The following is a 24,391-nucleotide window of genomic DNA, read 5'->3' as shown; positions in this document are numbered from 1 at the left end:
GCTACGACAACGCCCTGGCCGAGAGTTTCTGGCAGGGACTCAAGCGAGAAACGATGCACGGGAAGCTGTTCGTGACGATGCGACAGGCAAGGCTGAAGATCTTCCAGTGGCTCGCTTACTACAACGCCCGCCGACGCCACAGTGCGCTGGGCTACCTCTCCCCGATGGAGTTCGAACAGCAGCACCACCAGACAGCTAGACTCTCCCTCGCAGCATGAACCCCTGTGTCCACACTCCGGGGGTCACCTCACTGCGCAGGATGCCCCCACACATCCGACAACGCCCAACTCGCCCTCGGCACTGGCGAAGGCATCGGCCGACACCACGGTGAGTGGCGCAACGTCGTCCTGATCGAACGCCGCAGTCCCGCCGGCCCATAGCGCGTGAAACTCCCTCGATCCGAGGCAAGCCAGCGGAGCGCCGTCGAATGGTTGTCGACGGCGTGCTGGACGCAGGCTTTGAGGTCCGGCCTCATCCTTATCAGGTCGATCACGGGGGACCGGAAATGTCGATCAACCGGCTCTGCGCCTCGGTCGATCATCCACTGAGATCCGGCGTCGACCTCCGGTATTCGCGCTTGTTGGTGTCGGCCCCTGGTGTCAGCCGCCGCGCGGTCTTGACAAGGGCTGCTCGCTCCAGCAAGAGCACCAGTTTGGACGATCGCGTATGCGAATCGGGGCTGAGGTGGCGAGACGCTGACCTGAGCGTTCCTGGAACGCCCGCCGACGTTCCCCCCTTACTCCCCGCCACTCGCCATCCGATCGGGGACGCAGGGGGCACGGCCCGGTGACGTACCGCGTGAGCCGCGTCGCTCGAAGTTATAGGCGGATGACGACCAGGGCTATGTCGTCGCTGGCGCCGTTGGCGACGCCGAGGCGGGCCAGCAGCGTGTCGGCCAGCTGGTCAGGGGCAAGGGTGGTGTCCTGAGCCAGGGCTTTGGTCAGGTGGGCCAGGCCGGTGTAGATGTCCTCGTCGCGGCGCTCGATGAGCCCGTCGGTGTAGAGCACGAGCGTGTCCCCCCGTTTGTAGGTCAGGCTGGCCTGGGGGCGGGGGACATGATGCGGGCGGGCGCCGAGCGGCGGATCGGTGGCCTGGTCGAGCAGCTCGCAGGCCCCGTCGCGGTGGAGCAGGACGGGCGGTGGGTGCCCGGCGTTGCTGTAGATGATCAGTCTGGTGCGGGGGTCGATGAGTACCTTGACCGCCGTTGCGGCCGTCGCGCCTTCGAGGGAGCGGGCGTAGAGGCCGAGGATTTCCAGGGCCTGGGCGGGGCTGGGGAGGGCCCTGATGGCTGCACTCAGGGCGCTGCGGAGCATGCCCATGACGGCCGCGGCGTGCAGGCCGTGGCCGACGACGTCTCCGACCGCCACCGAGTAGCGGTCGGGTGGCAGGTCGACGAGGTCGTACCAGTCGCCGCACACGTTGAGTGATGTGGTCGCGGGCAGGTACCGCACGGCGACGTTTTCGTATCGGAGCAGGTCAGGGTCGTCGAGCATGGCTTCCTGCAAGGTGACGGCGACCTGGCATTCCCGGGCGTGGGCCTGGCGCAGCTCCTGATTCAGCCGCTGTAGCTCGCGCGCCCTCACGTAGAGCTCGGCGGCTATGCCTTTGTCGTGCTCGGTGAACTGACGTGCCCCGGGTGAGTGGACGAAGGCGGTGACGTCGTCGGCCCGCTGGACGACCCACTTCACGCTGCCGTCCGGCCCCAGAATCGGGGTGCGGACCATAGACCACCATCGCTCCTCGAACTCGTGCGGCTGTTCGGGGGCGGGCATGTCGTACCGCTGCAGCGTCAGGGTGTCCGGCTTCCCGGTGTCCAGGACCTCCAGCAATGACGCCTTTACGTATTCTGCGTCCTCGGGGGCGCCGGGATTTCCTGGTAGGGCGTCGAAGAAGTACTTCCCGATGAGCTCTTCTCTGGTTCGCCCGGTGATCTGCAGACATGCCGGATTGACATAGCGGATCACCAGGTCCTTGTCCAGCACCAGATAAGGGCTCGGCGCGGCGTCACAGAAGGCTGTGAAATCGATCTCTAGTGCCATACGCGCTCTCCAGGGTCCGTGAGCGCGATCACCTCAAACGTCATTCTATGGGTCATCCAGCGTCGGGGCTCGCCGACCCCAACCGGCGCCTGAGCTGCACGGCTGGAAGCCGGCGGGGGCATCGGTTGACGGCCGGCGCTGAGTGGTTCGCGCGTGCCTGGATGCGATCTACGACCCGGCCTCCTGCAGCTGCGCGTGGCGTCACTTTCCGCCCGCCATGGCCTATCCGGACGGCCGAATAAAGATTCTCGACCTGCCCGAAGGCCCCCTCGGTCTAGCCGGCCTGCGCTTTCAGGCCGACGAGCGGCAGCTGCCGAAGGACACGCAGCTCGTGCTCTACACCGACGGACACATCGAGAACCGGCCACGCGACATCATGGCCGGCCTGAAGCAGGTGTGCGACGCGCCTGAGCGCCCCCGCCGGAGGCATGCTCCGTCCCCGGGCCGTATGAACCGCCGCGCATCAGGAAGCGTCGGCCCGTACAGCACCACCATCACGAACCGGTCCGACCGCCCCCACGCCGTGAATCTGCACATCGCAGGCGGGTGGTGATCTCGTTGTGGCGGTCGGTGGTGATCTCGCTGGAGCGCCCCGGCTTCGCCGCCGAGATCCACACCAAGTTGCCCGCACCGTCGGTCAGAGCGAGGAACAGGCAGCCGTGGGCCTTGCGCTGCCCCGAATCACACCCATGTCCCTTGCCGTTTTCGAGCGACGGGCGCGTACCGCAAGCCTTCGGAGACGCCCTGCTGCGGGAGCATCCCCTTCCGTGCACGTGGAGGCAGATTCGAAATCCTGGCTTTCAGGGCGCAATGGCAGACCTCCTTGGACCTGGAGGTAAGAGCGCCTTGTCCCGCAAGCTCGAGGCGGCTCTCGCCGATGCCGGGCAGTGCCCGCCACAGTGGGGAGAGCCCGGCTGGCCGGACGGGCGGATCCTGCCCGTGCGGATCGACCTCGGTCGCGCCGCCGGCATCGACTTCGAGCAGCTGGTGCTCACGATCCGGCTCGCTCTTGCCGCCCGCGTCGGACACCCACTGCCCGCCTTCGACCTGGCCCTGCGCCGGTACTGGGAGGTGAACCATCCCAGCGAGCCGATCGAAGAGACCTGCGCCGCGGCGGACTGCATCGGTTCGGGCAGGGCCTGCCCGAACCGATGCAGTCCGCGCTCGGTGAGGCGGCCTCGATGCTCGCGCTGCCCGGCATGGTCGGATCGGTCGGCGGCCAGGTCACCGGCGCGCTGGTGAGGGCACTGCGCAAGCGCCGCCAGACGGTACACGCGACTCGCCGGATGCGCGCGGCTGGCCGACCTGCTGGAGGCCGAGCCCGATCTGGACGCCCTCCCCTACTATCCGCACCTGCTCGCGTGGGAGATCGTCCGCCTCCCCGACCGCAAACGCGTCACCCCCGTCGTCCTGCTCGACACCTTCGAGGACGTCGGCGACCGCACCCGCCGCGACCTGGAACGGCTGATCCAGCGCGTGGTGTGGCTAATGCCCAACGCACTGTGGGTGATCACCGGGCGCGGCCGGCTCCAGTGGGCCGACGAAGGCCTCCAGGGCCAGCTCGACTTCACCGGCCCCGAGGCCTCGCCCGGCCTGGCCGCCGCCGACACCCCCTACACCCGCGCCCCGCTGCCCACCTCCAGCGGCGGCCAGCAGGTCCTGGTCGGCGACTTCGCCCCGAGGACTGCGACGACTACCTCGACCGCCGGCTCTCCCACGACGGACAGCCTCTCATCGCCGACGACCTGCGCGCCGTGATCACCGCCCACAGCCACGGCCTGCCGCTCTACCTCGAGCTGTCGGTGATGCGCTTTCTGGAGATCCGCCCGACCGGACGCACCCCCGCCTCCGACGACTTCGACCACGACCTCCCGGCCCTGATCTCCCGGACCCTGGCCGACCTCCCATTTTCTCTCTAGCGGGGAGGCTTGAACCAGCAGATGTCGATGAAATCGCCGGGGTCGTCGCGTATCGCCATTTCTCTGGCGATGTGATTCAACGCCTCATCTTTCGACATGCTCCATGGAATCAGGTCCCCGTCTGCGTCGGAGTCGGGTTCTCCTACCTCCACACCTCGCTCGATCATATCTGACACGAGTCTCAGTGTGGCTTGCTGGATCTGGTCTTCTGCATTTTCTGATCCGACGACCTTTTCGGCCGCATCCCGGACGATGTCGAAGTAGACCAGGCTCTCAACAGGCGTAATTCACGATATAGTCAAGCTCTTGTGCGTACGTCTCCGGCACAATCACAGACCCCCGACACTCGCTGCGTGACCAACCTGGGGTGTCCGGCCCGGTTGTTCCGCATCCTACTGTGTACCCACGAAGGCCGCCTGCCCGGTCTCGGCAAACCGACATCCTGCAGGTGCTTGCACCAAGGCCGCGTCATCCGTCGCGACGACCGCCGGGCGCGGCGTCAACCTCACCCGGCGGCCGCTTCGGTGTGACTCCGCGGGCACTCCACCGTTACAGGATGGCCCTGATCGTTGCGATGGCGCCCTTGTCGGACAGCGCGACCGTCACGTTCCCGCAGCGCACATAACGCGCGGGCTTCTGATCCAAGAAGACCAACTCAACGCGATGGGCGGTCCGCACGAATCCCAGGTCCTCGACGACCGACACCACCGAGGTGCTGTACTCCGTACCGTCCGGACCGTGCGTCGGCCCCCATGGGGCACGATCGACGACCGGGGAATGATCCTGCGTTTCCTCGAGGGAGAGGGGGTCGGTTGCCTCGGCCTGCCGGGGCTCCTCAATGACGATCGCCTGCACCAGCATTCCGGTAGCGGGATCGATCTTCAGCTCGACCTCTCCACCGCTGGAGCCCGTGATCCTCAGATACAAGGGGGTGTCCGCAGGGCGTGGCTCCCAGGTGACCTTCATGGGGATCCAGGGATCGCTCTCCGAACTCGCCCCTGCGCAGGTCAATGTATCAATTACTCGGATCATGTGGATCGCCAATCATTCTAGGGGTAGGGCGTGAATCAATGCGGGGAGTTGTCCCTCACTCCTCGGGGCACTGAACTTCAGTTCCCATCCACCGGCCACCACTACTTTATCAAAGGGGATACCGCCCTTCGCGGCCTCACTTACCGCTGCCCGCAGACTTTCGAGCTGCGCCTGAGTTGCCAGGTCTATCTGCGCCTTGGTCGAGCCTCGTTTAGCCATGCCGGACAGGTATTCCGCGATATGTTCGGTTGCGTTTCCGTGTACCCAGACGTTTGCATCGTCGGCACTGAGCTCGAAGGACTTCGGCAGAGCGCTTCCAGGGTAGTTCGGCTGTGTCGCCTTGACTGCCCCCCAGATGGTGCGTGATTCCTCGGCCGCACCTTCGACTCCCTTGGCAATCCTCGCTGCAGCCCCGAGTTCGCCGACGGCGGGGAGCACGACCATGGCGGCGGAGGCGCATTTGCCGAGGGCGGGGTTGTTGATGCAGTCCTTGATGTCGTTGAGGCCGAGGAGTTGCCAGGTGATGGCGGTCAGGGTCGGGTCGGGTGGGGTGGTGTCGACGACGAAGTCGCCGGGGGCGAGTGCGCAGGGCAGGAAGCCTGCGATCTCGTGGTTGGGGCTGGGGGTGCAGACCCGCGGCTGCTTCTTCTTCGCTTCTGCTTGGGCCTTGCGTGCTGCTTCGGCCTGTCGTCGGGCTTCGGCTTGCTCGGCGCGGCGCTTGTCCATGGTGATCTGCCAGGCCTGGGAGGCCTGGGCTTGGGCTTCTTTGGCGCTCTTGCCGGCGGCGATTGCGGAGTCGTGGGCGTCGGCTGACGCCTGGTCGGCCTGTTCGGCGGAGGAGCGTGCGTAGGTGGCGTCGAACTGGGCCTGCGCCGCGGAAGCGGTGGCGTTGTCGGCGTCGCGGTCGGCGGTGTCGGCGGCGTTGCGGGCGGTGGTCGCGGACTGGGCGGCCTGGTGGGCCCAGTTCTCGGCGCTGGTGGCGGCGGTGTCGGCGTCGTGGGCGAAGCCCTGGGCCTGCTTGGCGGAGTTGGCGGCTTGGGTGGCTGCCTTCTGTGCGTCGGTCGCGGCCTTGTGCGCGTCGGCTGCGGCCTTGGCGGCGAGCCAGCTGTTCTGGCGGGCCGTGGCGGCGATGCCGGACGCCTCGGCGATCAGGCGCTGCATCTGCGCGTTGTGGGTGGCGGCGAGCTTGTCCTTGCGGTCGGCCATGTACTGGCCGACCTGGAGGAAGTCGTGCAGCTCGTCGGCCGGGCCGGACAGGGCGATCTTGGCGGCCGCCTGCACTTCGGGACCGCCGTCGTTCACCAGCTTCGACGCGGCGACGCGTTCGTCGTCGTTGCGGGCCGAGTACTGGCCGTTGGCGATGAACAGAGCCAGCGCCTTGGGGTCGTTGGTGGCCAACGCGGCTTTGGAGGCTTCCTTGACGCCGGGTCCACCAGCGTTGTCGATCTGGGAGACGGCGACGCGCAGGTCGTCGTTGGCGGCCGTGTACTGGCCGGTGGTGGAGAAGTCGGCGATCTGCTGGTCGCTGCCCTTGAGCGCCTCGGTGGCGGCGGTGCGCACCGCCTGGTAAGGGCTGTCGGTGCTGAGCTCGAAGACCTTCTCGCGGACCTCCTGGGCTTCGGCCTGCTGCCAGCCGGTGCGCAGGTAGGCGAGTACGTCGTCGTCGGTGCCGGACAGGGCCTTCTTGGCTGCCTCCTGACTGAACGGCCCGAGTTCCTGCAGTGCCTTCAGGGCGAGCTCGCGTCCCTTGACGGCGAGGGCTTTGGTGTCCGCGTCGGGCTTCGAGGCTTGCGCGGCCAGGGCTTGTGCGGTGTCGTCCAGGCCCCGGGCGCCCGCCAGGCCAGCGGCGGCCCGGGAAGTGAAGTCGTCCGCCTGGCTCTTGCGGGTCCGGGCGCGTTCGATGACGGCGTTGGTGCGGGTGGTGAGGTCTTCGGCCTCGCTCTTGCGGGCGATGTCGTACACCTTCTTGGCGGTCGCCACCGCCACGTCCGCGGTGTCGGCGGCCTGCTTGGCCGCTTGCGCCTGCTTGTCGGCCTGCTTGGCCGCATCGGCTGCCTGCCCGGCGTGCTTGGCGGCGTCCTCAGCGGCGTCGGCGGCCTTGGTCGCATGGGCGGCGGCGGAATTGGCCGCGTCACGCGCGGCGTAGGCGGCGTCCGCCGACTCGTCGGCAAGTGCCTGGGCCGCGTTGGCGGCGCGGTTGGCCTCCGCCGCGTGGCGGCGGGTCTCCGCAGCGGCCTGCGCGGCCTCCTGCGAGTGCGCCCCGGCCGCGTCCGCAGCCGCGTTCGCCTCATCCGCCGCGTCAGCGGCCGCGTTCGCGTTCGCGCCGGCGGCGAGCGAGTCCGCGGCGGCGGCCTTGGCCGCCCGGGAGGCATCCCCGGCCGCCTGGGCCGCCTGCGCCGACTTGGCTGCCAGCAGGGCCGTCGCCCGCGCGTTCGCCGCCGCGTTCTTCGCATCCTCGGCCTTGCCCGCGTTGCCAGCGGCCGCCGCGGCGGCGTTGTAGGCGCGGGAGGCGGCATCCGACGCGGCCGCGGCCGCACTGGCGGTCTGCGCGGCCGCCGCCGCAGCAACGCGCGCGGACTCGTTCGCCGCGTTCGCCGCACCGATCGCCTCCTGCGCCGCACCAGCAGCAGCCCGCGCAGCATCCGCCGCCTGCCGGGCCCTGGCCGCAGCCACCTGGGAGTCGCCCTTCGCGGCCTGAGTCTCCTTGGCCGCCCGCTGCGCGTCCTCCTTGGCCAGCGCCGAGGCCGCCTTCGCCCGCGCGGAGGCCGCCTTGGCCGCCTCCGTCGCGGCCTGGGCCCGCACCCCGGCCTTCTGCGCCTGGTCCAGCAACTGCTGGACGGTGGCGTGTTCCTGGTCCTTGTTGCGGGCGACGAACTGCCCGACCTCGAGGAACTCCACCACGTCGTCCGCGGTGCCCTGCAGGGCGAGTTTGCCGGCGGCCTTCACCGCCGGCCCATCGTCGTTGATGATCTTCGAGACCTCGACCCGGTCGTCGGTCTCACGCGCCTGGTACTGACCGACCTTCAGGAACTGCGCGACGTCATCCGGGCTGCCCTTCAAAGCCGCCATACCGGCCGCCTTGACGCCCGGCCCACCGAAGTTGATGACCCGCGAGGCCTCCACCCGGTGGTCCTCCTGCAGCGGCACCTTCCACCCGCCGAGGAGGAATGCGCGCACCGCGCCCGGATCGGGGTCCTTCAGCGCGTTCTTGGCGGCCTCCTGCACCGCGGGACCGCCCACGCCGACGATACGGCTGACGTCGACACGGTCGTCGTCGTTCTGGATGCCGTCCCTGTCAGCAAGGAACTTCTTGACGTCGTCGTCGGAGCCCACCAGGGCCTTCTCCGCCGCCGCCCTGACACCCGGGCCGCCGTTCGTCCACAACTCCACGACCAGGCCGCGCTCGGAGACCGGTGCTCCGCCGTCCTCCGGGTCGTCGTCCGCGACAGCCGGTACGGCGCTGAACAGGCCGGCGGTGAGCGTGATCGGCAGGAGCACGGTGCACGCGCGGCGCAGACCCCGCACACACCCCCACGGTGCCGGTGCCGCGTTCTTGGACGGCGTTCCTGATGAACGCAAAGGCCGTTTCACAGGCCCACTCCCCCTGAAAAGTATGTGAGATCTGTCATGAGCTGGCGCGCATGCGGGTACGGCTGGTCGGGCCATGCACCCGTTGGCAGAAAGCGGTGACCGCCACAGCCGAGCGACCTGGTCATGACCGGTGAACACGGTCGGCCGCACAGTCGTCATCTGCTCGGTGCGTCACTACATCTGACGACGCGCCAGTAACATCCTAAGCACAGACCAAGCACGCGAAGCTCACAGGAGCTTCACCGCCGTGCAGCACCACCACGGGGAAAGAGAAGAAACCTTGATAACCAGGGGCCGAACCCTCGTCATGGCCGGCATTTCCGGAGGACTGGCCATGTGCGCCGCATTCGCCACGCTGACCGCCGCACACGCCGCTCCCGGGGACCCCACTCCCACCGCCTCCGCCACGGCCACTCCGGCTGATGACACCATGCCCTCGGCCGTGGAGGACTTCGCCTACCCGGACGCGCCGAAGATCTTCCAGGACACGCAGATCCTCCTGAAGCGGGGAGACGGCCACATCCTGCTGACCGACTGCAAGTCCACATACGCCATCATGGTCGAGTCCCGGACCGCTCAGAAGCAGTTCTGCTTCTCGGTCCACGGCAAGCAGGGCGAGCTGACCCTGGAGTTGCCCGACGCCTACGGCATCTGGACCCAGGACCACCCCGTCGAGGCCACGGTGAAGAGCGGCGACAAGGAAACCGTCGTCGACGCCGCGAAGAACGACTACAAGCCCATCGGGGAAGCGGGCGCCAGCGGCAAGCCCTCCGTCCTCGTCGAGCTCCGCGTCACCGGCTGAACCGAGTGCTTCTCACCGGCTCATTGCCTGGCCTCTCCCACACCGACGACCTGGTGGTGCGCTGGATCGACGGTGAGACCACCCTCTACCCGGGCCTGACCGGCAAGGCTCTGCCCGGCGAGATCAGGATCCGGCCCGCGAAGTCGGAGTAGAAGGACGCCGCCGTGGTCACCGCCGGCGCGTTCACCGCAAACTCTGCCGCCGACGACATCCTCGTCCGGTGGAGCGACGGCCACGTCAGCCTCTTCGCCGGTGTCGACGCCAAGGGCCTGCACGACGAGTTGCGCCTCGCACCGGACAACTGACGTACCCGCGAGCGGTGTTGGGGACCGGCCCCGGACGCTGGTTCCGGGCGACGGTCCCCGGGTGAATCGGACCAGTTCTGCCGGCCCGCCCGATTCGCCGGGCCGGCAGGAGCACGTCCTCAGCCGGTCGTCCAGGTGCCGCGGACCTTCCAGCGCAACGGGTGCCCGGAACGCGCGCTCAACGGTGACTGCCGACGGCATCGCCACCGACACCCACCCGGAGCGGACACGGCGCGCTGATCGGGGCAGCGGTGCACGTGCGGCATCCGAAGTCCAACGAGTGGCTGATCCTGCAGCCCGGCGACGAGCCGGACGAGGACCTGGCCGAGGTCATCACCAACCCGGCGGCGTGGGAGCCGGACGGCGACGAGGACGGTGGGGAAGGTGAGGCGTCCGCCGGCGGACCCGACCCGGGCCCCGAGCCCACGCCCACGCCCGGGCCCGTCTTTGCGCCTGCGTCGACGCCCGAGGCTGAGCCCGACGCGAAGCCCCGGACCCGGACCCGCAAGCAGGCCGACGAGAAGTAGGCCCAGCCAGACCCGGCCCGGCACCCCTATGTGGCGGGGGTGCCGGGCCGCACCCCTTACCCCGGAAGGACCCGCCCGTGGACTCTGCTGTCCTGGCCTGGCTCCTGGCGCGGCTCGGCCCCACCACCGACCAGAACGACCTGCAGACCCGCTACACGCGGCTCGGCTCCGCGAGGGCTGTCGCCCTGGAAGTGCTGTCCGAGCGGCGCGCCAAGCTGCTCGCCGACCCGCTGCAGCTGACCGTCAACGGCGTCGTCCACCATGGACCAGTCCAACAACCTCACCGGACTGGAACGGCAGATCGCCTCCGTTCAGGCCGCGACCGCGCCCGACGACACGGCCGACACTGACACCCTCGTCCTCGCCCCGTTGGAGTCCGCGCGCCGCCGACGCCACCACTGGCGCCGGTAGTGGGCCACGAGTTCCCGCCGCTGACGCCCGGCGACGCCGGCACCGTCGCCGCGCGCGTCGCCGCGGTGCTCGAGGATGCCTGGCAGCGCCTGGCAGCCGAGCAGGCGGCCGTGATCGCGGCGATCGGCGACAACGCCCGCTCCCGGATGGTCGCCGACCGGCTCGCCCAGTTCCAGGCCGCCATCACAGACTTCCAGCAGCGCGTCGACGCCGAGGCGAGAGCGTTCGTGGCCCGGCAGCTGCCCCACCTGTACGAGGAGGGCGCCCGGGCGGCAGCGCAGGCTGTGGGCGGGCACTTCTCGTGGACGCTGATCCACCGGGAGGCCCTGCAGTCGCTGGCCTCCGACTCCTACGCCGACTTCCTGCGCCGCTCGGAGGAGGAGCAGCGCATGGCCGCCGTGTTCTACCGGGCCGTGCGGGACGCGGCCCGGCGTGAGGTGCCTTTGCTGGCCGCAGGCCATACCACCGCCTTGCAGGCCGCGAAGGCCCTCGCGGACCGGCTCGCCACCGATCACCAGCTCACGTACGTCATCTACCGCAACGCTGCGCGGATGCCGGTGCAGGTGTGGGCGGAGGCCGCGACCCTCGCCAAGAGCGCGGTCGCCTACAACGCTGAACCGGGCGCGGGAGTCGGGCGTGCAGTGGATGGAGGTGTTCGATGGCGCCGACTGCGGTTGGACCAGCCGCAAGGACCCCGACAAGGCCACAGGCACGCTCCGGACGATCGAAGAGGCCGCGACGTGGCCGATCTCCCACCCGCGGTGCACGCGCGCCTTCGGGCCCCGGCCCGACCAGGTGCCGGAGGCCTAGCCGACGCACTCGTGATCACCGGGCCGGAGTAGCACCCCGTGCGCCGAACCGCCCCGGCTTGCATGGTGTCCGTATGAGGGCACTGTGGTCGGGCTACATCTCGTTCGGCCTGGTCACGATCCCCGTCCAGCTCTACTCTGCGACCGAGGAGCATGGCGCCGGGCTCCACCAGGTCCACGCCAGCGACGGCGCCCGTATCCGGCACCGCAAGGTCTGCGAGCGTGAGGACGTCGAGGTGCCGCAGTCGGAGATCGCGCGCGGCTGGGAGCGCCCGGACGGCCGGATGCTCGTCCTCCTCGACGAGGACCTGGCCGCGTTGCCCCTGCCGACGCGGAAGACTGTCGATGTGCTCGGCTTCGTCGCCGAGCGCGAGGTTGACCCGATGCTGTACTCCAGGCCGTACTGGGTCGGCGCGGCCGGTGAGCAGGGACAGCGGCCGTATGCACTGCTTGTTGAGGCCTTGGCCCGGCACGGCACGGTTGCCGTCGCCAAGGTCACCTTGAGGGCGCGCGAGCGGCTGGCGGTACTGAGGCCGAGGCATGGAATTCTCGTCCTCCACACGCTGCTGTGGCCGGAGGAGCTCCGCGAGCCGGGCGACCTGTCGTCAGCGTCGCCGGTGACGGAACGGGAGCTGGAGCTTGCCGAACTGCTGATGGACCAGCTCGCCGGGGTGGAGATTGCCGACCTCCACGACGAGTACGCGGCCGCGCTGGAACAACTGGTGGTGGCCAAGGTGTCGGGTGGCGGGCTGGAGGAGCCAGAGGAGCCTGTGCCGGCCGTGGACTTGATGGCGGCGCTGGAAGCGAGCATCCGCGCAGCCCGCGAGCACTGAGAGGCTCTTCCGGCAACTCCCCGGGACGAGCCTCGCCGCCGCGTTCCGCGTTATCTCGCACCGTGCCGCGGCGTCGACTTCGTGCCGGAGGAGCTGGGCAGCGCGCTGCAGGAGTCCGGGCCGGAGGCCGTTGCCTGAGAGATCCCCCGCGTCATCCGCGAGTGGGTGGCGGACAAGGGGCGGTACCCGACGTTGGAGCAGATCGGCGCCGAAGTCGGGCTGAGGAGCAAGGCCGACGTCCACTACACGCTCGGCGAGATGACTCGGGGCCGTCGTCCGAGGTCGTGAGGTCAACCGCACTTCGCCGCGGGCTAGGTCTACGGCTCGCGCGAGGTGCGCGCCGGATGCCGCGAGCTGGGTCTGGGCTACGTGGTCGCGGTGCGCGCCGACCACCGCGTCACCCTCCTTTCCGAGAAGGCCGCCGCGGTCACGGACGCGCTCGCGCTGCTGCCGCAGGACACGTGGCAGCGCCGCGTACATTGTGAGCCCGCTGTCGATTTCCTTAGAGTAGGTCAGTAACGTGGCGTGCCGTCCCCCTATAAAGGCTGGGCCTGCAGCCGTGGTGTAGGGCAGCGCGGCCGGCCGTGACGAAAGTCTGCACATTGTCGAATGCCACGACGGATCACGCACAGCCCGCTCATCATGTCCCCATCCCGGCTCCCGCTGCCCCGGCCCCAGCCCGGGCAGCGACTGGGACCACGCCGTCGCCGGACAGGGGGCGGTTGTACTTCCTGGACGCGTTGCGATTGATCGCGGCGCTGGCGGTGCTGGCGTGGCACTGGTTGGGAGTTCAGCGGTTCACGGGAGTGTGGCACGGTCGCACGGGTGTGCTGATGCCGGTCGGGCATGCCGTCGGGGCGTACGGCTGGCTAGGGGTGGAACTGTTCTTCATGATCAGTGGGTTCGTGATCTGCATGTCCTGCTGGGGCCGGTCGGTCGGGGACTTCGTGACCTCCCGAGTGATACGGCTTTTCCCCGCCTACTGGGTGGGCGTGCTGCTCACAGCGGCCGTGCTGTACTTCTCGCCGCACCGTTGGGGTCACGACCCGTCCAGGCCGACCGTGACACGGGTGCTGACCAACCTGACGATGTCGCACGCGCCGATGGGCGTCTCGGACATCGATCCGGTGTACTGGACTCTCTGGTCCGAGCTGCGGTTCTACGTGCTGTTCGGGGTGGTGGTGTGGTTCGGCGTGACGTACCGCCGAGTGCTGGCATTTTGTGGCGTGTGGGGATTCTTGTCGCTGCTCGCGCCGCAGGCGCACTGGCCGCTGCTCGACATCGTGGTTCAATCGCAGTTCTCCTGGTACTTCATAGGTGGGATGGTTCTGTTCCTGATATACCGGTTCGGGCAGAATCTGCTGCTGTGGGGGATGCTGGGATTCTGCTGGCTGATGGCGCAGAACCGGATCGCGTTGATCATGACGGTCAACGAGTACGGTGCGAGAGAGCGGTTGTCGTGGCATGTGGCAGCGCTCGTCGTAACGGTGTGCTTCGTGGTGATGGCGGCGACCGCGTTGGGCGCGTTCAACTGGATCCGTTGGCGGTGGGTGGCTTCGGCCGGGGCTCTGACATACCCGCTGTACCTGGTTCATCAGGAGATCGGCTTCGAGGTCATCACCCGGCTCAGTCGTCGGCTGTCGCCCTACCCCACGTTGGCCGTCGTCCTCGCGCTCATGCTCGCGGCGGCGTGGCTGATCCACCGCTTCGTGGAGCGTCCGTTGGCCCCGCTGATGAAGCGTGGGCTCGTATCCTCCTTCGCCGCCATGCGCCGGGCCGAGAACCCGGCCGATGGGGTCGCCCGCAGTGTTGGCTGACCCGCGCGGGCACGGCGGGGAGTGGCCGTCCACCCCCGCTTTTGATCGACGATGGAGGCCAGGGGCCTGTCGATTAATAACTCCCTGGATCTACTGGTCGTGTGGGACGGGTGGGGTGTGCCGGCGATCGCGGCGAGTTGCTGTGCGGAGGTCACGGTGAGGCCGCCGGTGGGCACCGTGTGGCCGAGTGCGGCGAGGACGGGAGCGGCGTCTCGGATGGTTGCGCCGATCCTGTTCTTGGACAGGCCGGTCGCTTCGGCAAGCGGTGCCTGTGTCATGGACCAGCGCTTGTGTAGAAGGAAGACGACGAGATGGTCGGCGGCGGAGAGCCTGCGGGCGCCGGCGCCGGGTCCGCCGTCGGGGCGTTTCCCGGGTAGCAGGACCGGTGGGTGCTGGGTGCAGTAGTCGCGGTAGCGGGCGACGAGGCCGTCGAAGCCGGCGAGTTCCTTATGGCACGGATCTCATGAGCTGGTGCTCGGAGGAGGAGCAGGGCATGGTCGCCGTTTTCTATCGGGCCGTACGGGACGTCTCGAGGTGCCGCTGCTGGCCGCCGGCCACACCACCGCCCTGCAGGCGGTGAAGGCCCTCGTCGACCGGCTCGCCGCCGAACACCAGCTCACGTACGTCATCTACCGCAACGGTGCGCGGATTCCGGTGCGGGCGTGGGCGGAAGCGGCGTCCCTCGCCAAGAGCGCCGTCGCCTACAACGCGGGCACCCTCAACCGGGCCCGTGAGGCGCGCGTGCGGTACATGGAGGTGTTCGAGGGCGCTGGGTGCGGCTGGACCAGCCACAAGGACCCCGACAAGCCACCGGCACGATCCGCAGCGTGGAGGAGGCGGCAGCATGGCCGATCTCCCACCCCGGCTGTCGACGCGCTGTTGGAGCGCGCCCAGACGTGCAAGCGCAAGGTCAGGGACGTAGGCCCGCTGCTACTCGTGCGGCTTCCTCGACGTGTACCCCCAGCCCGGCAGTACCGTGGAGCCACAACCTTCTGGCGGGGTAGATATGACCACGATCGGTGACCGCATCCGCAGTCTCCGCGAGTTCCGCGACCTCACCCAAGAGCAGCTCGCGGAACGCGCCGGCGTCCACGTCGACACCATCCGCAAGCTAGAGCAGGGCGTGCGGCAGTCCGCGCGCATCAACACTCTCCGCGCCCTTGCAAGGGCGCTCGATGCGCAGCTCGAACGCCTGGTAGGGCAGCCCACCGTGACCCAGCAACTCACCGATGATGGTGGCCTTCTGGCCCTGCGGGATGCCATCCAGGACATCGGCGCCATCCCCGGGGTCCTCGCGGACTCTGATCTTGAGGGTCCGCCTGACGAGCAGGCGTGGACGGACAGCGTGCGGGATGCCACCGCTCTGTACTGGCGGGGGGACTACTCCCGGCTGTCGGGGACGCTGCCGCTGCTGCTGAGGGATGGCCGTGCGGTCGCCCGGGAGACGCCGACAGAGCGCGTGTGGGGGCAGCTGGCGCTCGCTTACCAGCTCGCGGCGTGCCTGGCTACGCAGGCCGGCCACCCGGACTGGGCGTATACGGCTGTGGAGAAGCAGCTCGCGGCGGCAGCACGCGCGTCGGACCCGCTGATGGAAGGCATGGGCGTGTCCACGCTGTCGTGGGTGCTGCTGCGGCAGGGCCGTTGGGAACAGGCGCAGGACATCGCCGAGCGGAAAGCTGACGCGCTGGAGCCATCGTTCCTCAAGTCCACGCCGAATCAGCTCGCCGTGTACGGCAACCTGTTGGTGGCCGCGGCAACTCCTGCGGCGCGGCGTGACCGGCACGACGACGCCGTGCAGATGCTGATCGCGGCTGAGGCTGCGGCGATCCGCTCGGGCCCGGTGCGCGCGTACGGGACGGCTTTCTCCCTGGTCGATGTGCGCACGCAGAGGGTGAACATCGCGCTGGCCGGAAGCGACGGGCGGCCTGATGAGGCGCTTCGTTTCTCGGGTGACGTGAACCTGGACGAGATCTCCCGGCCGGTGCACTCGGCTGCGTACCGGGTCGACGTCGCGCAGGCCCAGTACCAGACCGGCGACAGCGATGGGGCGCTGGCGACGCTGCTGGAGGTGGAGACCGAGCAGCCGGAATGGATCCGGTTCCAGGCTCTTGCGACATCGACGGTGCGGGAGATGTTGGAGACGGAGCGGCGCCGGAACACGCCGTTGAGGTCGCTCGCGGCTCGACTGGGAGTGGATCCGGCCGCGTAGGGCGGATAGGTAGGACAACGTGTCCTAGTTGGGCGAGACTTGGGCCCGCGACTGGTGGCTTCTGTCACTGGGCTGTCATCGCGCCAGTATATAGCGTGATGGCGTCATGCGGTGCTGGCCTGTACCCCCGTCAGAGGCCGGGCCAGCACCGCTCCCGCCTGCAGCCCAAGGGAGCGTGCTGCCCGATGACTGGCCCCTTAGAGACAGCGATCGGCCCCGAGTCGCTGGACATCGGCACCACCGCAAACGCCGGCGGAGCGGCGCCTGATGTGGACGGGGTAGTGCGGTGACCGGCGCGGGACAACAGGCCCCACTGGTCCCGCTGCGCGGCGCGGACCGGGCACAGAGGGCTGCGGCTCAGACGTGGATGTACCGGGCGGCCAAGTCCCGCCAAGAGGCTGGCACGGAGTGGAGGCAGCAGGGCATCGCGCTGCTGACCGCAGGCATCGTGTGGGACGTCGTGCGCGTGCCGTACGCCCCGCTGGGAGCCGACCTGGAACGCGACGCCGAACCCGAGCAGCTGCGCCGCCGACTGCAGGAGCTGCACGTTCCGGGCCCGGTCTTCTGCGACCCGTACCGGCCGTACCTGTACGTCCTCGTTCCCCCTGGCACGGACCGGGAGTGGCCGCGCACCCTCGCCGCTGCAGGGGTTGAATGCCTGGGCGGTACCCGGCCGTACATCCACCACGTGGGGGTGCCGAGGCTGGACCTGATCTCTCCTCCGGGGCCGTACTGGCTGACACTGCCGGACGGCACCGGCCGTCTCACCGACCCGCAGCACCTGTTTCAGATGATACGCGCGGGAGTGGCCGAGGCCGCGAAGCAGCAGGATGCCCCGGAGGGCGCCTCGCAGGTGATCGTGTGAGCCGCGACCCGTTAGGCAGCGCGCTGGCCGTGTTATGGGCGGCCGGCCACATCGCCGCCGGAACCGACACGCCGCTCACGCTGCCAGACCCGACGCCCGTCCCGGGTGACGCATAGACCGCGCCGGCCGTGCGTGGCTGTCCCCTGACGCGCACGGCCGGCGCACTCCACCTTCCGACTCGTCGCCGTGAAGAGAGCCATGTCAGCACTCCTGACCTACAAGGGTCACACCGTTCCGCACATCACCTCGTGGAGCAGCGAGCACCTCAAGCAGCCGCCCGTCGTCCGCAGTGCCGACGGTGTCACCTTCGCCGACATCGCCTTCGCCGGATTCCCGCACCGGGACTCTGCTGGCGTGCTGTGGCAGCCGTCACGGAGCGAGCCGCAGGCCACGGTCCCGTGACGTCGGCGCCACCGGCCTCACGTACGACGTCCAAGGCTCGCCTCGATGCTCCTCGCGGTCGCCATCACCGGCGCCTCGCTCGCGATCTGCGCGCTGGTGATCCGCTCCCTGATCAGCACCGAAGCCAAGCGACGCTGACATGCGCGGCTTTGGCTGCCGCTTCTCCGTCGGCGAACTGTTGCACGACAGCGCCGAGGAGAAGGAGGCGGCAGCGGCCGCCCGTGAGGCGGAGCGGCAGCAACGGGCGGCGCAGAAGGCAGCGGAGAAGGAAGCGAAGCGTGCTCAGCGCAAGTCCCGCCGAGGCTTGTGACGTAAGCGTCAGCGGCGCCAGGGGCACGGTTCGCCCCGACACGAAGCCGTGCCCCTGGCGTGCCCGACGGAGCAGCGACCCACGGGGAACGACGGGGAACACCGGCGAGACTCCCAGGAACGCACAGGTCAGCGTCTTGTCAGCTCAGGCGCATCCGCATACGCGATCTTCCAAACTGGAGCTCGACTCTTCTAATGGAGAGCAAGGACGACACCGCACAGCACGGACCCTATAGAGACGCCCAACAGGGTCATGGCGATCATCGACAATGAGATCCGTCTCCCAGGCTGCCCTCTGTAAGGTTGCCGATCCGCTCGCCGCAGGTGAGCGCGGAGCTCGTCTTCGCAAAATTGCGAGGAGTCGAAGAGACGATCCCACAGCACATCTTCGAACCACAGGAGCTCAAATCTCCGGCTGTCCTGGGTCTCCAGCACCAGTCTGCAATTGCCACGTGACGGATGGGTGCGGTACACGTGCTGCACCGCCCGACACGGCACTATCACCCGACGAAACGGGCCGTAGAGCACAATCACTCCCGGCCGCAGGACCAGGCGAATTTGCGAGCACTGCCACAGACCGGCCGCCTGGAACAGAAGGAGCGCCCCGACGAATGCGGCATCCACCTGGTGCCCTGGTCGAGGGCCCCAGCGCGACGCTCCCAAGAGAGCCACCACAGTGAAGCCCGCGGCCGTGCATCGAGCCAGAAGGACGCGAGACCAGCGTCGCAAAACGACTTGGCCATCCCGCTGTGGTCGACAAGCCCGCAACTGCCGGACAACCGGTGTGGCCGGGCCATACCAGCCGTCCAGCACAGAGTCCGCTGCAGTTCGCGTCATTGCCGCAGGGTATCCGTTGGCGTCGAACCCCAGACGCGGCACGGCTGTACAGCGTGAACGTACGCAACCGTGATGTCTGCACGAGCGCTCTCCCGGGCGTCCTCGGGCCGTGGAAGGGCGCGCAACGATAACCAACGCTAACAACTGCCGACAGCTCAGCAGCACGTCAGAGCGTTGATCGATTAGGCGGCCGCAGGTCGCGGCCGTCGATGGTTGGAGGCGTGCAGCATCCCGGCCGCCGTAGTGCTGACCTGCTCCAGCCACATTGCCGGGTGAGCGACGTTGTACGGGTCCATGGGGTTCAGGCCGCGGGCGAACTTCACCAGGTCCGCGGCCCCCTTGACGACACCGCCGGCGACATGGTCCAGGGTGAGCGAGTATCCGGCAGCCAGGTCCTCGCCGTCCGCCAGCAGGCGGGAGGCGAAGCTCGGCTCCTTGGGAGCCGTGTTCGTGGCCGCCTCGACCGCCTGGGCAGCAGCGCGCGCTGCGGAGTCGCGCTGCGCGCGGGCCCGGTGCAGATCCATCTCCGCCAGGGCCATCTCCGCCGCGTAGGAATCGCCGTCGAACTTCCCCGGCCTGGTGGGGGCCGCCCCCGGGTCATGCCCCGCGGACACCGCCTGGTTACATCGCATCCCGGCCCTCGGCCTTCCACGTCTGCGCCGAGTGCTGGGCCGCCTCCTCCATCGACTTCTCCGACCAGTCCGCGTGCCGGAAGTCGTTGAACGAGTTGTCCGACAGCGTCTTGCCCCAGGACTGGGCCTCCACCTGCTCCCGTGTGAGGTCCGGATTGCCCATGGCCGCGTTGACCACGTCCTTGAGCATCTTCTCCACGTACTGCTCCTGATCGTGGTACAGACTGGCCGACAGCCCCAGCCGCAACGCGATCTCGTTGCCGTCGTGGATAAGCGTGCGCACGCCCCACGACCACCGCTCGCAGAGCGCGTCGAAGGCACTGCGGAGCCCGGCGTTGCCCAGCTCCATGCCCTTCAACTCGACGTTCGAGAAGCCCCGGCCGACCTCGCCGCTCTCGTCGATCCCAGCGACTTCAGCTCGTCGATCGCCTCGTTGATGCCCTTCGCCACCGTCTTGAGCGCATCCGGATCGACCTGGTAGCCGCCGCTCACACCGCCACCGCCGCCGGCGGTACGATCCCCGCCACCGGCGGCAGCAGCCCCGGCCACGGCCCGGCCACATCCACCGTGATCCCGGCCGGGCGGCCGACCGCAGGCACCGCAACATCCAGCAACCGCGCCCCGTACGCCCTCATGTACGGCACTTCCGTGCCTGGTCCGACAGCCCGCGCGGCCAGGAACCGCCCCAGCGACTCCTCACCGGTGAAGGCATACACCCACCTCACGCCCCCGGAATCCGCCGACCACAACGCCTCCCCGATCACCGGCACATGCACCAGCGCCCGCCGGAACTCATTTACCAGCGCTGCTCCGTCCAACCGCCCCTCATGCGATTCGGTCAGCCGTTCCGCCAGCCCCCGCCCCGTATCGCGCATCCCCTCAGTATCAGGCATCCATCCGCCGCCACCGACCGTGATTCTCTGGGCTTTACTCGGTTGTTGCCCCGGCTCTTCCGGTGCCGCCTCGGGCGGACCGCAGGCCACTTCCCCTTCGCGGCCTTGCTGTGGACACCCCCGTAGGCAGGTCCGAGCTGCTCGGCGGCGGTGAGTGACCCGCGTTGACGGAGGCTCTCAATGACGGTCGTCATAGGTCTCCCGCGGCGCCGATTCCCGTACCGCCACCCTGGCCATGGCCGTCAATGCCGTCGAATCATTGCAGCAACGGTGGCGAGCCGTGATCGCGGTCCGCCCTCGCTGCCCTCCTCCGCGCCGGAGCCCGCTTCGAACGGGGCCAGCCCGTCGAGCGTCCCGAGGCGGTTGCGGCGTGAGTACCCTCGCGGCCCAGGCTCTGGTTGGAAGCGCCACCCCAGCCCTTGATCACGGCTCCAGCCCGGGGTGAGGAAGAGCCGGGCCCCGGTTGGGGAAGACTTAACGGAGAGTGATGTCAAGGACGAAATGCTGGACCAGTCGCAGCGCCCGCTCGGTATCCCAAAGCCGGGGCGAGGCCAGGGGGCCGCTCTCGGCGCGCAGTTCGTCCGAGGGGAGATCCGCAGCGGTGGGCAGGGCCCGCAGGAGATCGTTCAGCAGCGTGCCGACGTGCTCGCCGAGTGGTTCGGCAGCCGCCCGGCGCAGTTGCTCCAGCGCCGCTCCCACTGTCGCCAGGCGGGCGAGTACGGCGGCTCGTCGACGACCTCTCCGGGCGGCGGTGCGCAGTCCATGGACTGCGCGAGCCGTTCGGCCACGGCCGCGTCGGTCGGTGCGGCCCGCCACTCGTGGGCGTCCATGGCATCCTGGGCGCGTTGCACGGTCTCGGCCACCGCGCGGGCGATCGGACGGGGGTGCAGGGCGAGCGGGCGACCGGTCCACTCGGCTCTTCTGGGGGCGGTTCCCTGTGGCTCTTTTCCTGCAGGGGAATGTCGGATTCCTCACCTCGCTCAGAGCGAGGCGGGGCGGAGCCGCTCGCAGCACGCGCAGGAACCGCGCTCTGTGACGGGACCGGTACCGATCCGGTAGCCCGATGCCATCGCGCTGGACCACCTCGCCGAGGAGCACTACCGTCCCGCTCCCCCGCCCACCGTCGCACCCGGCCCAGCAGCAGGTGCCCTACCCGGCCATGGCCCCCAGTTCACCCCCACCTCCAGCCGACACGTGGCCATGCGCGCCCGGCGCGCTGCGCGTGCAGCCACTGCCCAGCGAGAGACACGCCGCCAACCTCACTCACCTTGCTGCCGCCTACCGCCACACGATCACAACCTGCTCGGCAAAATCCCGACCACCCGCTGAGCCAACCCCGCGGCCGGGGTCAGTGCGGGGCGGAGAGCCACTGGCTGAGCCAAGCGAACGCCGGCGGGTACTCCGCGGACCAGGTGTTGTAGTTGTGGCCGCCGTTCGGCAGGAACAGTGTGCGCACCGTGACCGGCGAGGACGCCGCGGCCGCCTGGAACTGCGTGATGTAGGAGGGCGGGCTGAGACGGTCCTCGCGTGAGGTGGCGAGGAACAGACTGACGTGGGACTTCGTGTGCCGCACCAGGTAGGTCGGGCTGTTGCGCCGGCGCACGGTCGGGTCCGGGAGGACCGACTCGTCGCCGGTCAGCGGGTCGGGGTCGAGAGCGGCGCCCGCACCGAAGACCTTCGAGTACTGCAGGGGCAGTTTCGCAGCGCAGAAGCCGCCGGTCGAGAAGCCCATCACGCCCCAGCCACCGGCACCCCGCAGGGTGCGGAACTTGTGTCTGATCAGGTCCGGGACATCCACCGACATCCAGGTCGCGACCTTGCGGTTGGGCAGGTCGGTGCAGTCGGTGTCCACACTGCCCGGGTTGACCACGGGCATCACCAGGATGAAAGGGTGCACCTTGTTCTGCTTCAGCAGGTCCGAGAAGGCGCCCGGCATGCCGCCGTGCTCCAGCCAGGACTCCGGGGATCCGGGCACGCCGTGCAGCAGCATGATGACCGGGAACCGCTTGTTCTTGTAGGCCGGCTCGTCGTACTGCGGCGGCTTCCACACCAGCACCTGCCCGGACAGGGCGGACTTCTGGCCGTGGAAGTACGTGTCCAGGACACCGCCCTTGGTGCTTTGGTTGAACTTCGCGCGTTGCACCGGCGGCCCTGGCATCGCGACCGCCTTGGTGTTGTCCGTGTTGCCCATAAGGTCGTCCCAGGACGCATACAGCCCGTAGCTGTTGTTGATCCAGGTGGCCACGACGCTGATCGCGGTGAGCTGGCACAGGCCGATCATCACGGCGTGCGCCAGCCAACGCACCGGCCTGGGCCCGCGGATCCTGGCCCACAGGGCGATCGTGCCAACCATCGCCACGACCGTCGCGACGATGAGGGCGACGAAGAACGGCGTTCCGGTGAGAGACACACGACCACCTTTCTGGACCACTGAACGAGAGTGAAGCGGGCGCTACCGGCTGTAGCGTCCGCAATGACCACTCATGCGGGCTACTTGGCTAGAGGGGACCCCACGATCACCGGTTCCGTCCGACGGGACAGGACAAGGCGAGTGATCGTTAGAGGGCGGTGCGTACGGGCGACGGTGGCCTGCAGGGCCCGGGGTGCTCGCATCACGGCCAGAGCCGGGCAGCCGGGCTTTCCGTCTGGGCCTGAAGGCGTGACCGCGGGCCCTCGGCCGGTGAGGCGGCGCCGTCGGCAGAGTCTGTCTCCGGAAAGTCCCGGGCCGACGGGATGCGCTCGGCCGGTGCCGCTAGGCCTGCGGCAGTCCAGGGCCTCGTCGTTGAGTGCGTCCACGTTCGGGGTCTTCCCCTCGTGCACTTCCTTTTCGGTGAGCGAGACGGCGAGGGCGGCCCGTTTGAGCTGCTTGTTTCCCCGTCGGGACGGTTGCTCGCCGCGGATGGAGGAGCCCGAACTTCTCGTGGCGGGGGCAAGACCGGCGTAGGCGGCGAGGTGGCCTGCGGTGGGGAAGCTGCGGCCGTCGCCGACGTCGACGAGATTCCTGGCTCCGGTCCTGACGCCGATCCCCGGCATGGACGTCAGGACCGCGGAAAGAGGGTGCGACTCCAGCAATTCCTCGATCCGGGTGGCAAGGAGTTTCCGCTGGTCGAGTACGGATTTCAGCTGGCTGGCGAGGCTGGGGACGATCAGTGCGGCGGCATCGGTGCCCGGGACGACGACCGTCTGTTCGTCGAGTGCGGTGAAAACGTCGCTCACCAGGCGTTCGGCCATGCGCGGGGTCTTGGCCCGTATCAGGCTGATCAGTTGGCGGCGTCCTGCCTTCCTCAAGAGAGCTGAAGCGTTCGACCATCAACAGCACGGCCGGGTGCTGGATGCGCGGGCCCAGTACCCGTTCCAGCGAGGGGTGGATCTGGGTGAGCAGACCGCGCAGCCGGTTGGCGATGCGGGTGGTTTCACCTGCGAGGTCGTCGTCGAAGCCGACGATCATTTCCAGCTCGGCGACCATCTGGTCGCTCAGCTCGAAGGCCCGCAGGGTGTGGGGCATGACTCGGGCCGCGTCCGCGATGGTGAACGTATCCCTCGCGTCGGTCTTGGCCTCGCCGGGACAGAGGTCGGCGACCCGGCGCATGGTCAGTCCGGGCAGATAGGCAACCTGGCAGCCTGCGTTGCGGGCGACCGCCAGGGGCAGGGTGCCGATCGACGCGGGTTGGTCGACCACTACGAGCACTATCCCGTGCTTGGCCTTCATCTTCTCGAAGGGCTCCCGCAACTTCGGTTCGCTGTTGGGCAATCGTTCGTCGAGCGCCTTCTTCCCCGCCGGCGTGGCGGCGGTGGCGTGGTGTTCGCCCTTGCCGACGTCCAGGCCGAGGATGACGCCGATCTCACTCGTGTCGATCACAAGGATCCTTCGGTCGCAGGGTCCCGGCCTCACCTGCGGCGCCGGTTGCCGGCATCCACATTACGAAGAGCCTCCCAAACCCCTGGCGGAGTGGGTGGTCATGCCTCTTATCAGCGGTCTCCCAGTGCCTCCCGGCCCAGTGACACCACCCCCCAGATCATGGTCAACAGGGGGGACCAGTCATGCCGGGCCCGTAGGTCGGGAACCCGGTTGCGGGGCCACGAAGACGGTAATGGGGGTAGAAGCCTCGAAGGTGGTCGCCATCGCAAGGGGAACGCCGCTGGCGGTACCGATGTGCCG

The 24,391-nt window shown here is 68.8% G+C and carries 28 protein-coding genes and 3 pseudogenes; 19 read left to right on the top strand and 12 right to left on the bottom strand.

From position 1 onward, the window contains the following. The coding region (locus ACFYX0_RS37175) for an integrase core domain-containing protein (protein ID WP_388977525.1) at positions 1-218 on the top strand (218 nt) is incomplete at its 5' end. A gap of 600 nt (positions 219-818) precedes the next feature. Here the strand turns inward: ACFYX0_RS37175 and ACFYX0_RS37170 are convergent. Beyond that, on the bottom strand, positions 819-2,039 hold the full coding sequence (locus tag ACFYX0_RS37170) for a SpoIIE family protein phosphatase (protein WP_388977522.1): 1,221 nt from the start codon (positions 2,037-2,039) through the stop codon (positions 819-821). Positions 2,040-2,181: 142 nt separating this feature from the next. On the opposite strand from ACFYX0_RS37170, the gene ACFYX0_RS37165 reads away from it, so the two are divergent. The 4 genes from ACFYX0_RS37165 (at position 2,182) to ACFYX0_RS37150 (ending at position 3,958) form a co-directional block, all read left to right on the top strand. Beyond that, positions 2,182-2,592 (top strand): SpoIIE family protein phosphatase, encoded by a 411-nt coding sequence (locus tag ACFYX0_RS37165; RefSeq protein WP_388977519.1) that lies wholly within the window; start codon positions 2,182-2,184, stop codon positions 2,590-2,592. A gap of 293 nt (positions 2,593-2,885) precedes the next feature. Continuing rightward, a complete protein-coding gene (locus tag ACFYX0_RS37160) occupies positions 2,886-3,281 on the top strand; it encodes a hypothetical protein (RefSeq protein WP_388977516.1) in 396 nt (131 codons plus the stop codon). 246 nt (positions 3,282-3,527) lie between these two features. Beyond that, entirely contained in the window at positions 3,528-3,797 is a 270-nt protein-coding gene (locus ACFYX0_RS37155; RefSeq protein WP_388977514.1) for a hypothetical protein, read from the top strand. Next, a complete protein-coding gene (locus ACFYX0_RS37150; RefSeq protein ID WP_355925315.1) occupies positions 3,794-3,958 on the top strand; it encodes a hypothetical protein in 165 nt (54 codons plus the stop codon). The genes ACFYX0_RS37155 and ACFYX0_RS37150 overlap by 4 nt, the downstream gene beginning before the upstream one ends. Here the strand turns inward: ACFYX0_RS37150 and ACFYX0_RS37145 are convergent. The 3 genes from ACFYX0_RS37145 to ACFYX0_RS37135 form a co-directional block, all read right to left on the bottom strand. Further along, positions 3,955-4,134, bottom strand: a complete 180-nt coding sequence (locus ACFYX0_RS37145) for a hypothetical protein (protein WP_355925313.1) — start codon at positions 4,132-4,134, stop codon at positions 3,955-3,957. The genes ACFYX0_RS37150 and ACFYX0_RS37145 overlap by 4 nt on opposite strands. Positions 4,135-4,507: 373 nt before the next feature. Beyond that, positions 4,508-4,924, bottom strand: coding sequence for a hypothetical protein (locus tag ACFYX0_RS37140; RefSeq protein WP_355925191.1), 417 nt, complete (start codon positions 4,922-4,924; stop codon positions 4,508-4,510). A gap of 78 nt (positions 4,925-5,002) precedes the next feature. Next, positions 5,003-8,515, bottom strand: a complete 3,513-nt coding sequence (locus ACFYX0_RS37135; RefSeq protein WP_388977511.1) for an ALF repeat-containing protein — start codon at positions 8,513-8,515, stop codon at positions 5,003-5,005. A gap of 400 nt (positions 8,516-8,915) precedes the next feature. On the opposite strand from ACFYX0_RS37135, the gene ACFYX0_RS37130 reads away from it, so the two are divergent. The 8 genes from ACFYX0_RS37130 (at position 8,916) to ACFYX0_RS37095 (ending at position 14,085) form a co-directional block, all read left to right on the top strand. Continuing rightward, complete coding sequence (locus ACFYX0_RS37130) at positions 8,916-9,383, top strand: hypothetical protein (RefSeq protein ID WP_388977509.1); 468 nt, start codon at positions 8,916-8,918, stop codon at positions 9,381-9,383. Between the two features lie 23 nt (positions 9,384-9,406). Further along, on the top strand, positions 9,407-9,535 hold the full coding sequence (locus ACFYX0_RS37125) for a hypothetical protein (protein ID WP_388977506.1): 129 nt from the start codon (positions 9,407-9,409) through the stop codon (positions 9,533-9,535). A gap of 12 nt (positions 9,536-9,547) precedes the next feature. Then, positions 9,548-9,688, top strand: coding sequence for a hypothetical protein (locus ACFYX0_RS37120; RefSeq protein ID WP_388977503.1), 141 nt, complete (start codon positions 9,548-9,550; stop codon positions 9,686-9,688). Between the two features lie 257 nt (positions 9,689-9,945). Then, positions 9,946-10,215, top strand: a complete 270-nt coding sequence (locus ACFYX0_RS37115) for a hypothetical protein (RefSeq protein ID WP_355924969.1) — start codon at positions 9,946-9,948, stop codon at positions 10,213-10,215. A gap of 77 nt (positions 10,216-10,292) precedes the next feature. After that, positions 10,293-10,565, top strand: coding sequence for a hypothetical protein (locus ACFYX0_RS37110; RefSeq protein WP_388977501.1), 273 nt, complete (start codon positions 10,293-10,295; stop codon positions 10,563-10,565). Positions 10,566-10,625: 60 nt separating this feature from the next. Further along, positions 10,626-11,468, top strand: coding sequence for a hypothetical protein (locus ACFYX0_RS37105; protein WP_355924965.1), 843 nt, complete (start codon positions 10,626-10,628; stop codon positions 11,466-11,468). Positions 11,469-11,509: 41 nt separating this feature from the next. Beyond that, on the top strand, positions 11,510-12,268 hold the full coding sequence (locus ACFYX0_RS37100; RefSeq protein ID WP_355924963.1) for a Ku protein: 759 nt from the start codon (positions 11,510-11,512) through the stop codon (positions 12,266-12,268). Positions 12,269-12,990: 722 nt separating this feature from the next. Beyond that, positions 12,991-14,085: an acyltransferase family protein gene (locus tag ACFYX0_RS37095; protein WP_388977499.1), complete on the top strand. Its 1,095-nt coding sequence runs from the start codon at positions 12,991-12,993 to the stop codon at positions 14,083-14,085. A 119-nt stretch (positions 14,086-14,204) separates the two neighbouring features. Here ACFYX0_RS37095 and ACFYX0_RS37090 read toward each other — a convergent pair. Then, positions 14,205-14,531: pseudogene (locus ACFYX0_RS37090) on the bottom strand (ISAzo13 family transposase); the annotation flags it as partial. Positions 14,532-14,619: 88 nt separating this feature from the next. Between ACFYX0_RS37090 and ACFYX0_RS37085 the strand changes: the two are divergent. From ACFYX0_RS37085 to ACFYX0_RS37060, 6 genes and pseudogenes are all read left to right on the top strand, one after another. Next, positions 14,620-15,108 carry a hypothetical protein gene (locus tag ACFYX0_RS37085; protein WP_388977496.1) on the top strand — a complete coding sequence of 163 codons (489 nt, stop codon included), beginning with the start codon at positions 14,620-14,622 and terminating at the stop codon, positions 15,106-15,108. Continuing rightward, positions 15,092-16,294, top strand: coding sequence for a helix-turn-helix domain-containing protein (locus ACFYX0_RS37080; RefSeq protein WP_388977493.1), 1,203 nt, complete (start codon positions 15,092-15,094; stop codon positions 16,292-16,294). Before ACFYX0_RS37085 ends, ACFYX0_RS37080 begins: the two co-directional genes overlap by 17 nt. A gap of 286 nt (positions 16,295-16,580) precedes the next feature. Continuing rightward, the gene (locus tag ACFYX0_RS37075) at positions 16,581-17,159 is read left to right on the top strand and encodes a hypothetical protein (protein ID WP_388977490.1); all 579 of its coding nucleotides are present in this window, start codon (positions 16,581-16,583) and stop codon (positions 17,157-17,159) included. 198 nt (positions 17,160-17,357) lie between these two features. Continuing rightward, complete coding sequence (locus ACFYX0_RS37070; protein WP_355924979.1) at positions 17,358-17,561, top strand: hypothetical protein; 204 nt, start codon at positions 17,358-17,360, stop codon at positions 17,559-17,561. A 36-nt stretch (positions 17,562-17,597) separates the two neighbouring features. Next, positions 17,598-17,699: pseudogene (locus ACFYX0_RS37065) on the top strand (SpdD-like protein); the annotation flags it as partial. Position 17,700: 1 nt separating this feature from the next. Then, the gene (locus tag ACFYX0_RS37060) at positions 17,701-17,871 is read left to right on the top strand and encodes a hypothetical protein (protein WP_355924977.1); all 171 of its coding nucleotides are present in this window, start codon (positions 17,701-17,703) and stop codon (positions 17,869-17,871) included. 1,018 nt (positions 17,872-18,889) lie between these two features. On the opposite strand, the gene ACFYX0_RS37055 is transcribed toward ACFYX0_RS37060, so the two are convergent. The 7 genes and pseudogenes from ACFYX0_RS37055 to ACFYX0_RS37025 form a co-directional block, all read right to left on the bottom strand. Then, complete coding sequence (locus ACFYX0_RS37055; RefSeq protein ID WP_388977487.1) at positions 18,890-19,321, bottom strand: putative T7SS-secreted protein; 432 nt, start codon at positions 19,319-19,321, stop codon at positions 18,890-18,892. A gap of 7 nt (positions 19,322-19,328) precedes the next feature. Then, complete coding sequence (locus tag ACFYX0_RS37050; protein WP_388977484.1) at positions 19,329-19,688, bottom strand: hypothetical protein; 360 nt, start codon at positions 19,686-19,688, stop codon at positions 19,329-19,331. Positions 19,689-19,693: 5 nt separating this feature from the next. After that, complete coding sequence (locus ACFYX0_RS37045; protein WP_355923778.1) at positions 19,694-19,831, bottom strand: hypothetical protein; 138 nt, start codon at positions 19,829-19,831, stop codon at positions 19,694-19,696. Continuing rightward, on the bottom strand, positions 19,828-20,214 hold the full coding sequence (locus ACFYX0_RS37040) for an SseB family protein (RefSeq protein WP_388977481.1): 387 nt from the start codon (positions 20,212-20,214) through the stop codon (positions 19,828-19,830). The genes ACFYX0_RS37045 and ACFYX0_RS37040 overlap by 4 nt, the downstream gene beginning before the upstream one ends. Positions 20,215-20,858: 644 nt before the next feature. After that, complete coding sequence (locus ACFYX0_RS37035; protein WP_355923782.1) at positions 20,859-21,095, bottom strand: hypothetical protein; 237 nt, start codon at positions 21,093-21,095, stop codon at positions 20,859-20,861. 485 nt (positions 21,096-21,580) lie between these two features. Continuing rightward, complete coding sequence (locus ACFYX0_RS37030) at positions 21,581-22,642, bottom strand: alpha/beta hydrolase-fold protein (RefSeq protein WP_355923784.1); 1,062 nt, start codon at positions 22,640-22,642, stop codon at positions 21,581-21,583. Positions 22,643-23,082: 440 nt separating this feature from the next. Beyond that, positions 23,083-24,091, bottom strand: a pseudogene (locus ACFYX0_RS37025) (IS110 family transposase); the annotation flags it as partial. Positions 24,092-24,391 lie beyond the last annotated feature (300 nt).

The organism is Streptomyces sp. NPDC002573 (assembly GCF_042889625.1).
Classification (GTDB): domain Bacteria; phylum Actinomycetota; class Actinomycetes; order Streptomycetales; family Streptomycetaceae; genus Streptomyces; species Streptomyces gibsoniae.
This window is presented reverse-complemented; position numbering and strand designations above follow the sequence as displayed.

Bases quoted from the DNA above. Each gene is read 5' to 3' on its own strand.
- ACFYX0_RS37060 (WP_355924977.1), top strand. From the start codon at position 17,701: ATGCGCGGCTTTGGCTGCCGCTTCTCCGTCGGCGAACTGTTGCACGAC.
- ACFYX0_RS37040 (WP_388977481.1), bottom strand. From the start codon at position 20,214: ATGCGCGATACGGGGCGGGGGCTGGCGGAACGGCTGACCGAATCGCAT.
- ACFYX0_RS37170 (WP_388977522.1), bottom strand. From the start codon at position 2,039: ATGGCACTAGAGATCGATTTCACAGCCTTCTGTGACGCCGCGCCGAGC.
- ACFYX0_RS37070 (WP_355924979.1), top strand. From the start codon at position 17,358: ATGTCAGCACTCCTGACCTACAAGGGTCACACCGTTCCGCACATCACC.
- ACFYX0_RS37155 (WP_388977514.1), top strand. From the start codon at position 3,528: ATGCCCAACGCACTGTGGGTGATCACCGGGCGCGGCCGGCTCCAGTGG.
- ACFYX0_RS37130 (WP_388977509.1), top strand. From the start codon at position 8,916: ATGTGCGCCGCATTCGCCACGCTGACCGCCGCACACGCCGCTCCCGGG.
- ACFYX0_RS37100 (WP_355924963.1), top strand. From the start codon at position 11,510: ATGAGGGCACTGTGGTCGGGCTACATCTCGTTCGGCCTGGTCACGATC.
- ACFYX0_RS37050 (WP_388977484.1), bottom strand. From the start codon at position 19,688: ATGGAGCTGGGCAACGCCGGGCTCCGCAGTGCCTTCGACGCGCTCTGC.
- ACFYX0_RS37140 (WP_355925191.1), bottom strand. From the start codon at position 4,924: ATGAAGGTCACCTGGGAGCCACGCCCTGCGGACACCCCCTTGTATCTG.
- ACFYX0_RS37080 (WP_388977493.1), top strand. From the start codon at position 15,092: ATGACCACGATCGGTGACCGCATCCGCAGTCTCCGCGAGTTCCGCGAC.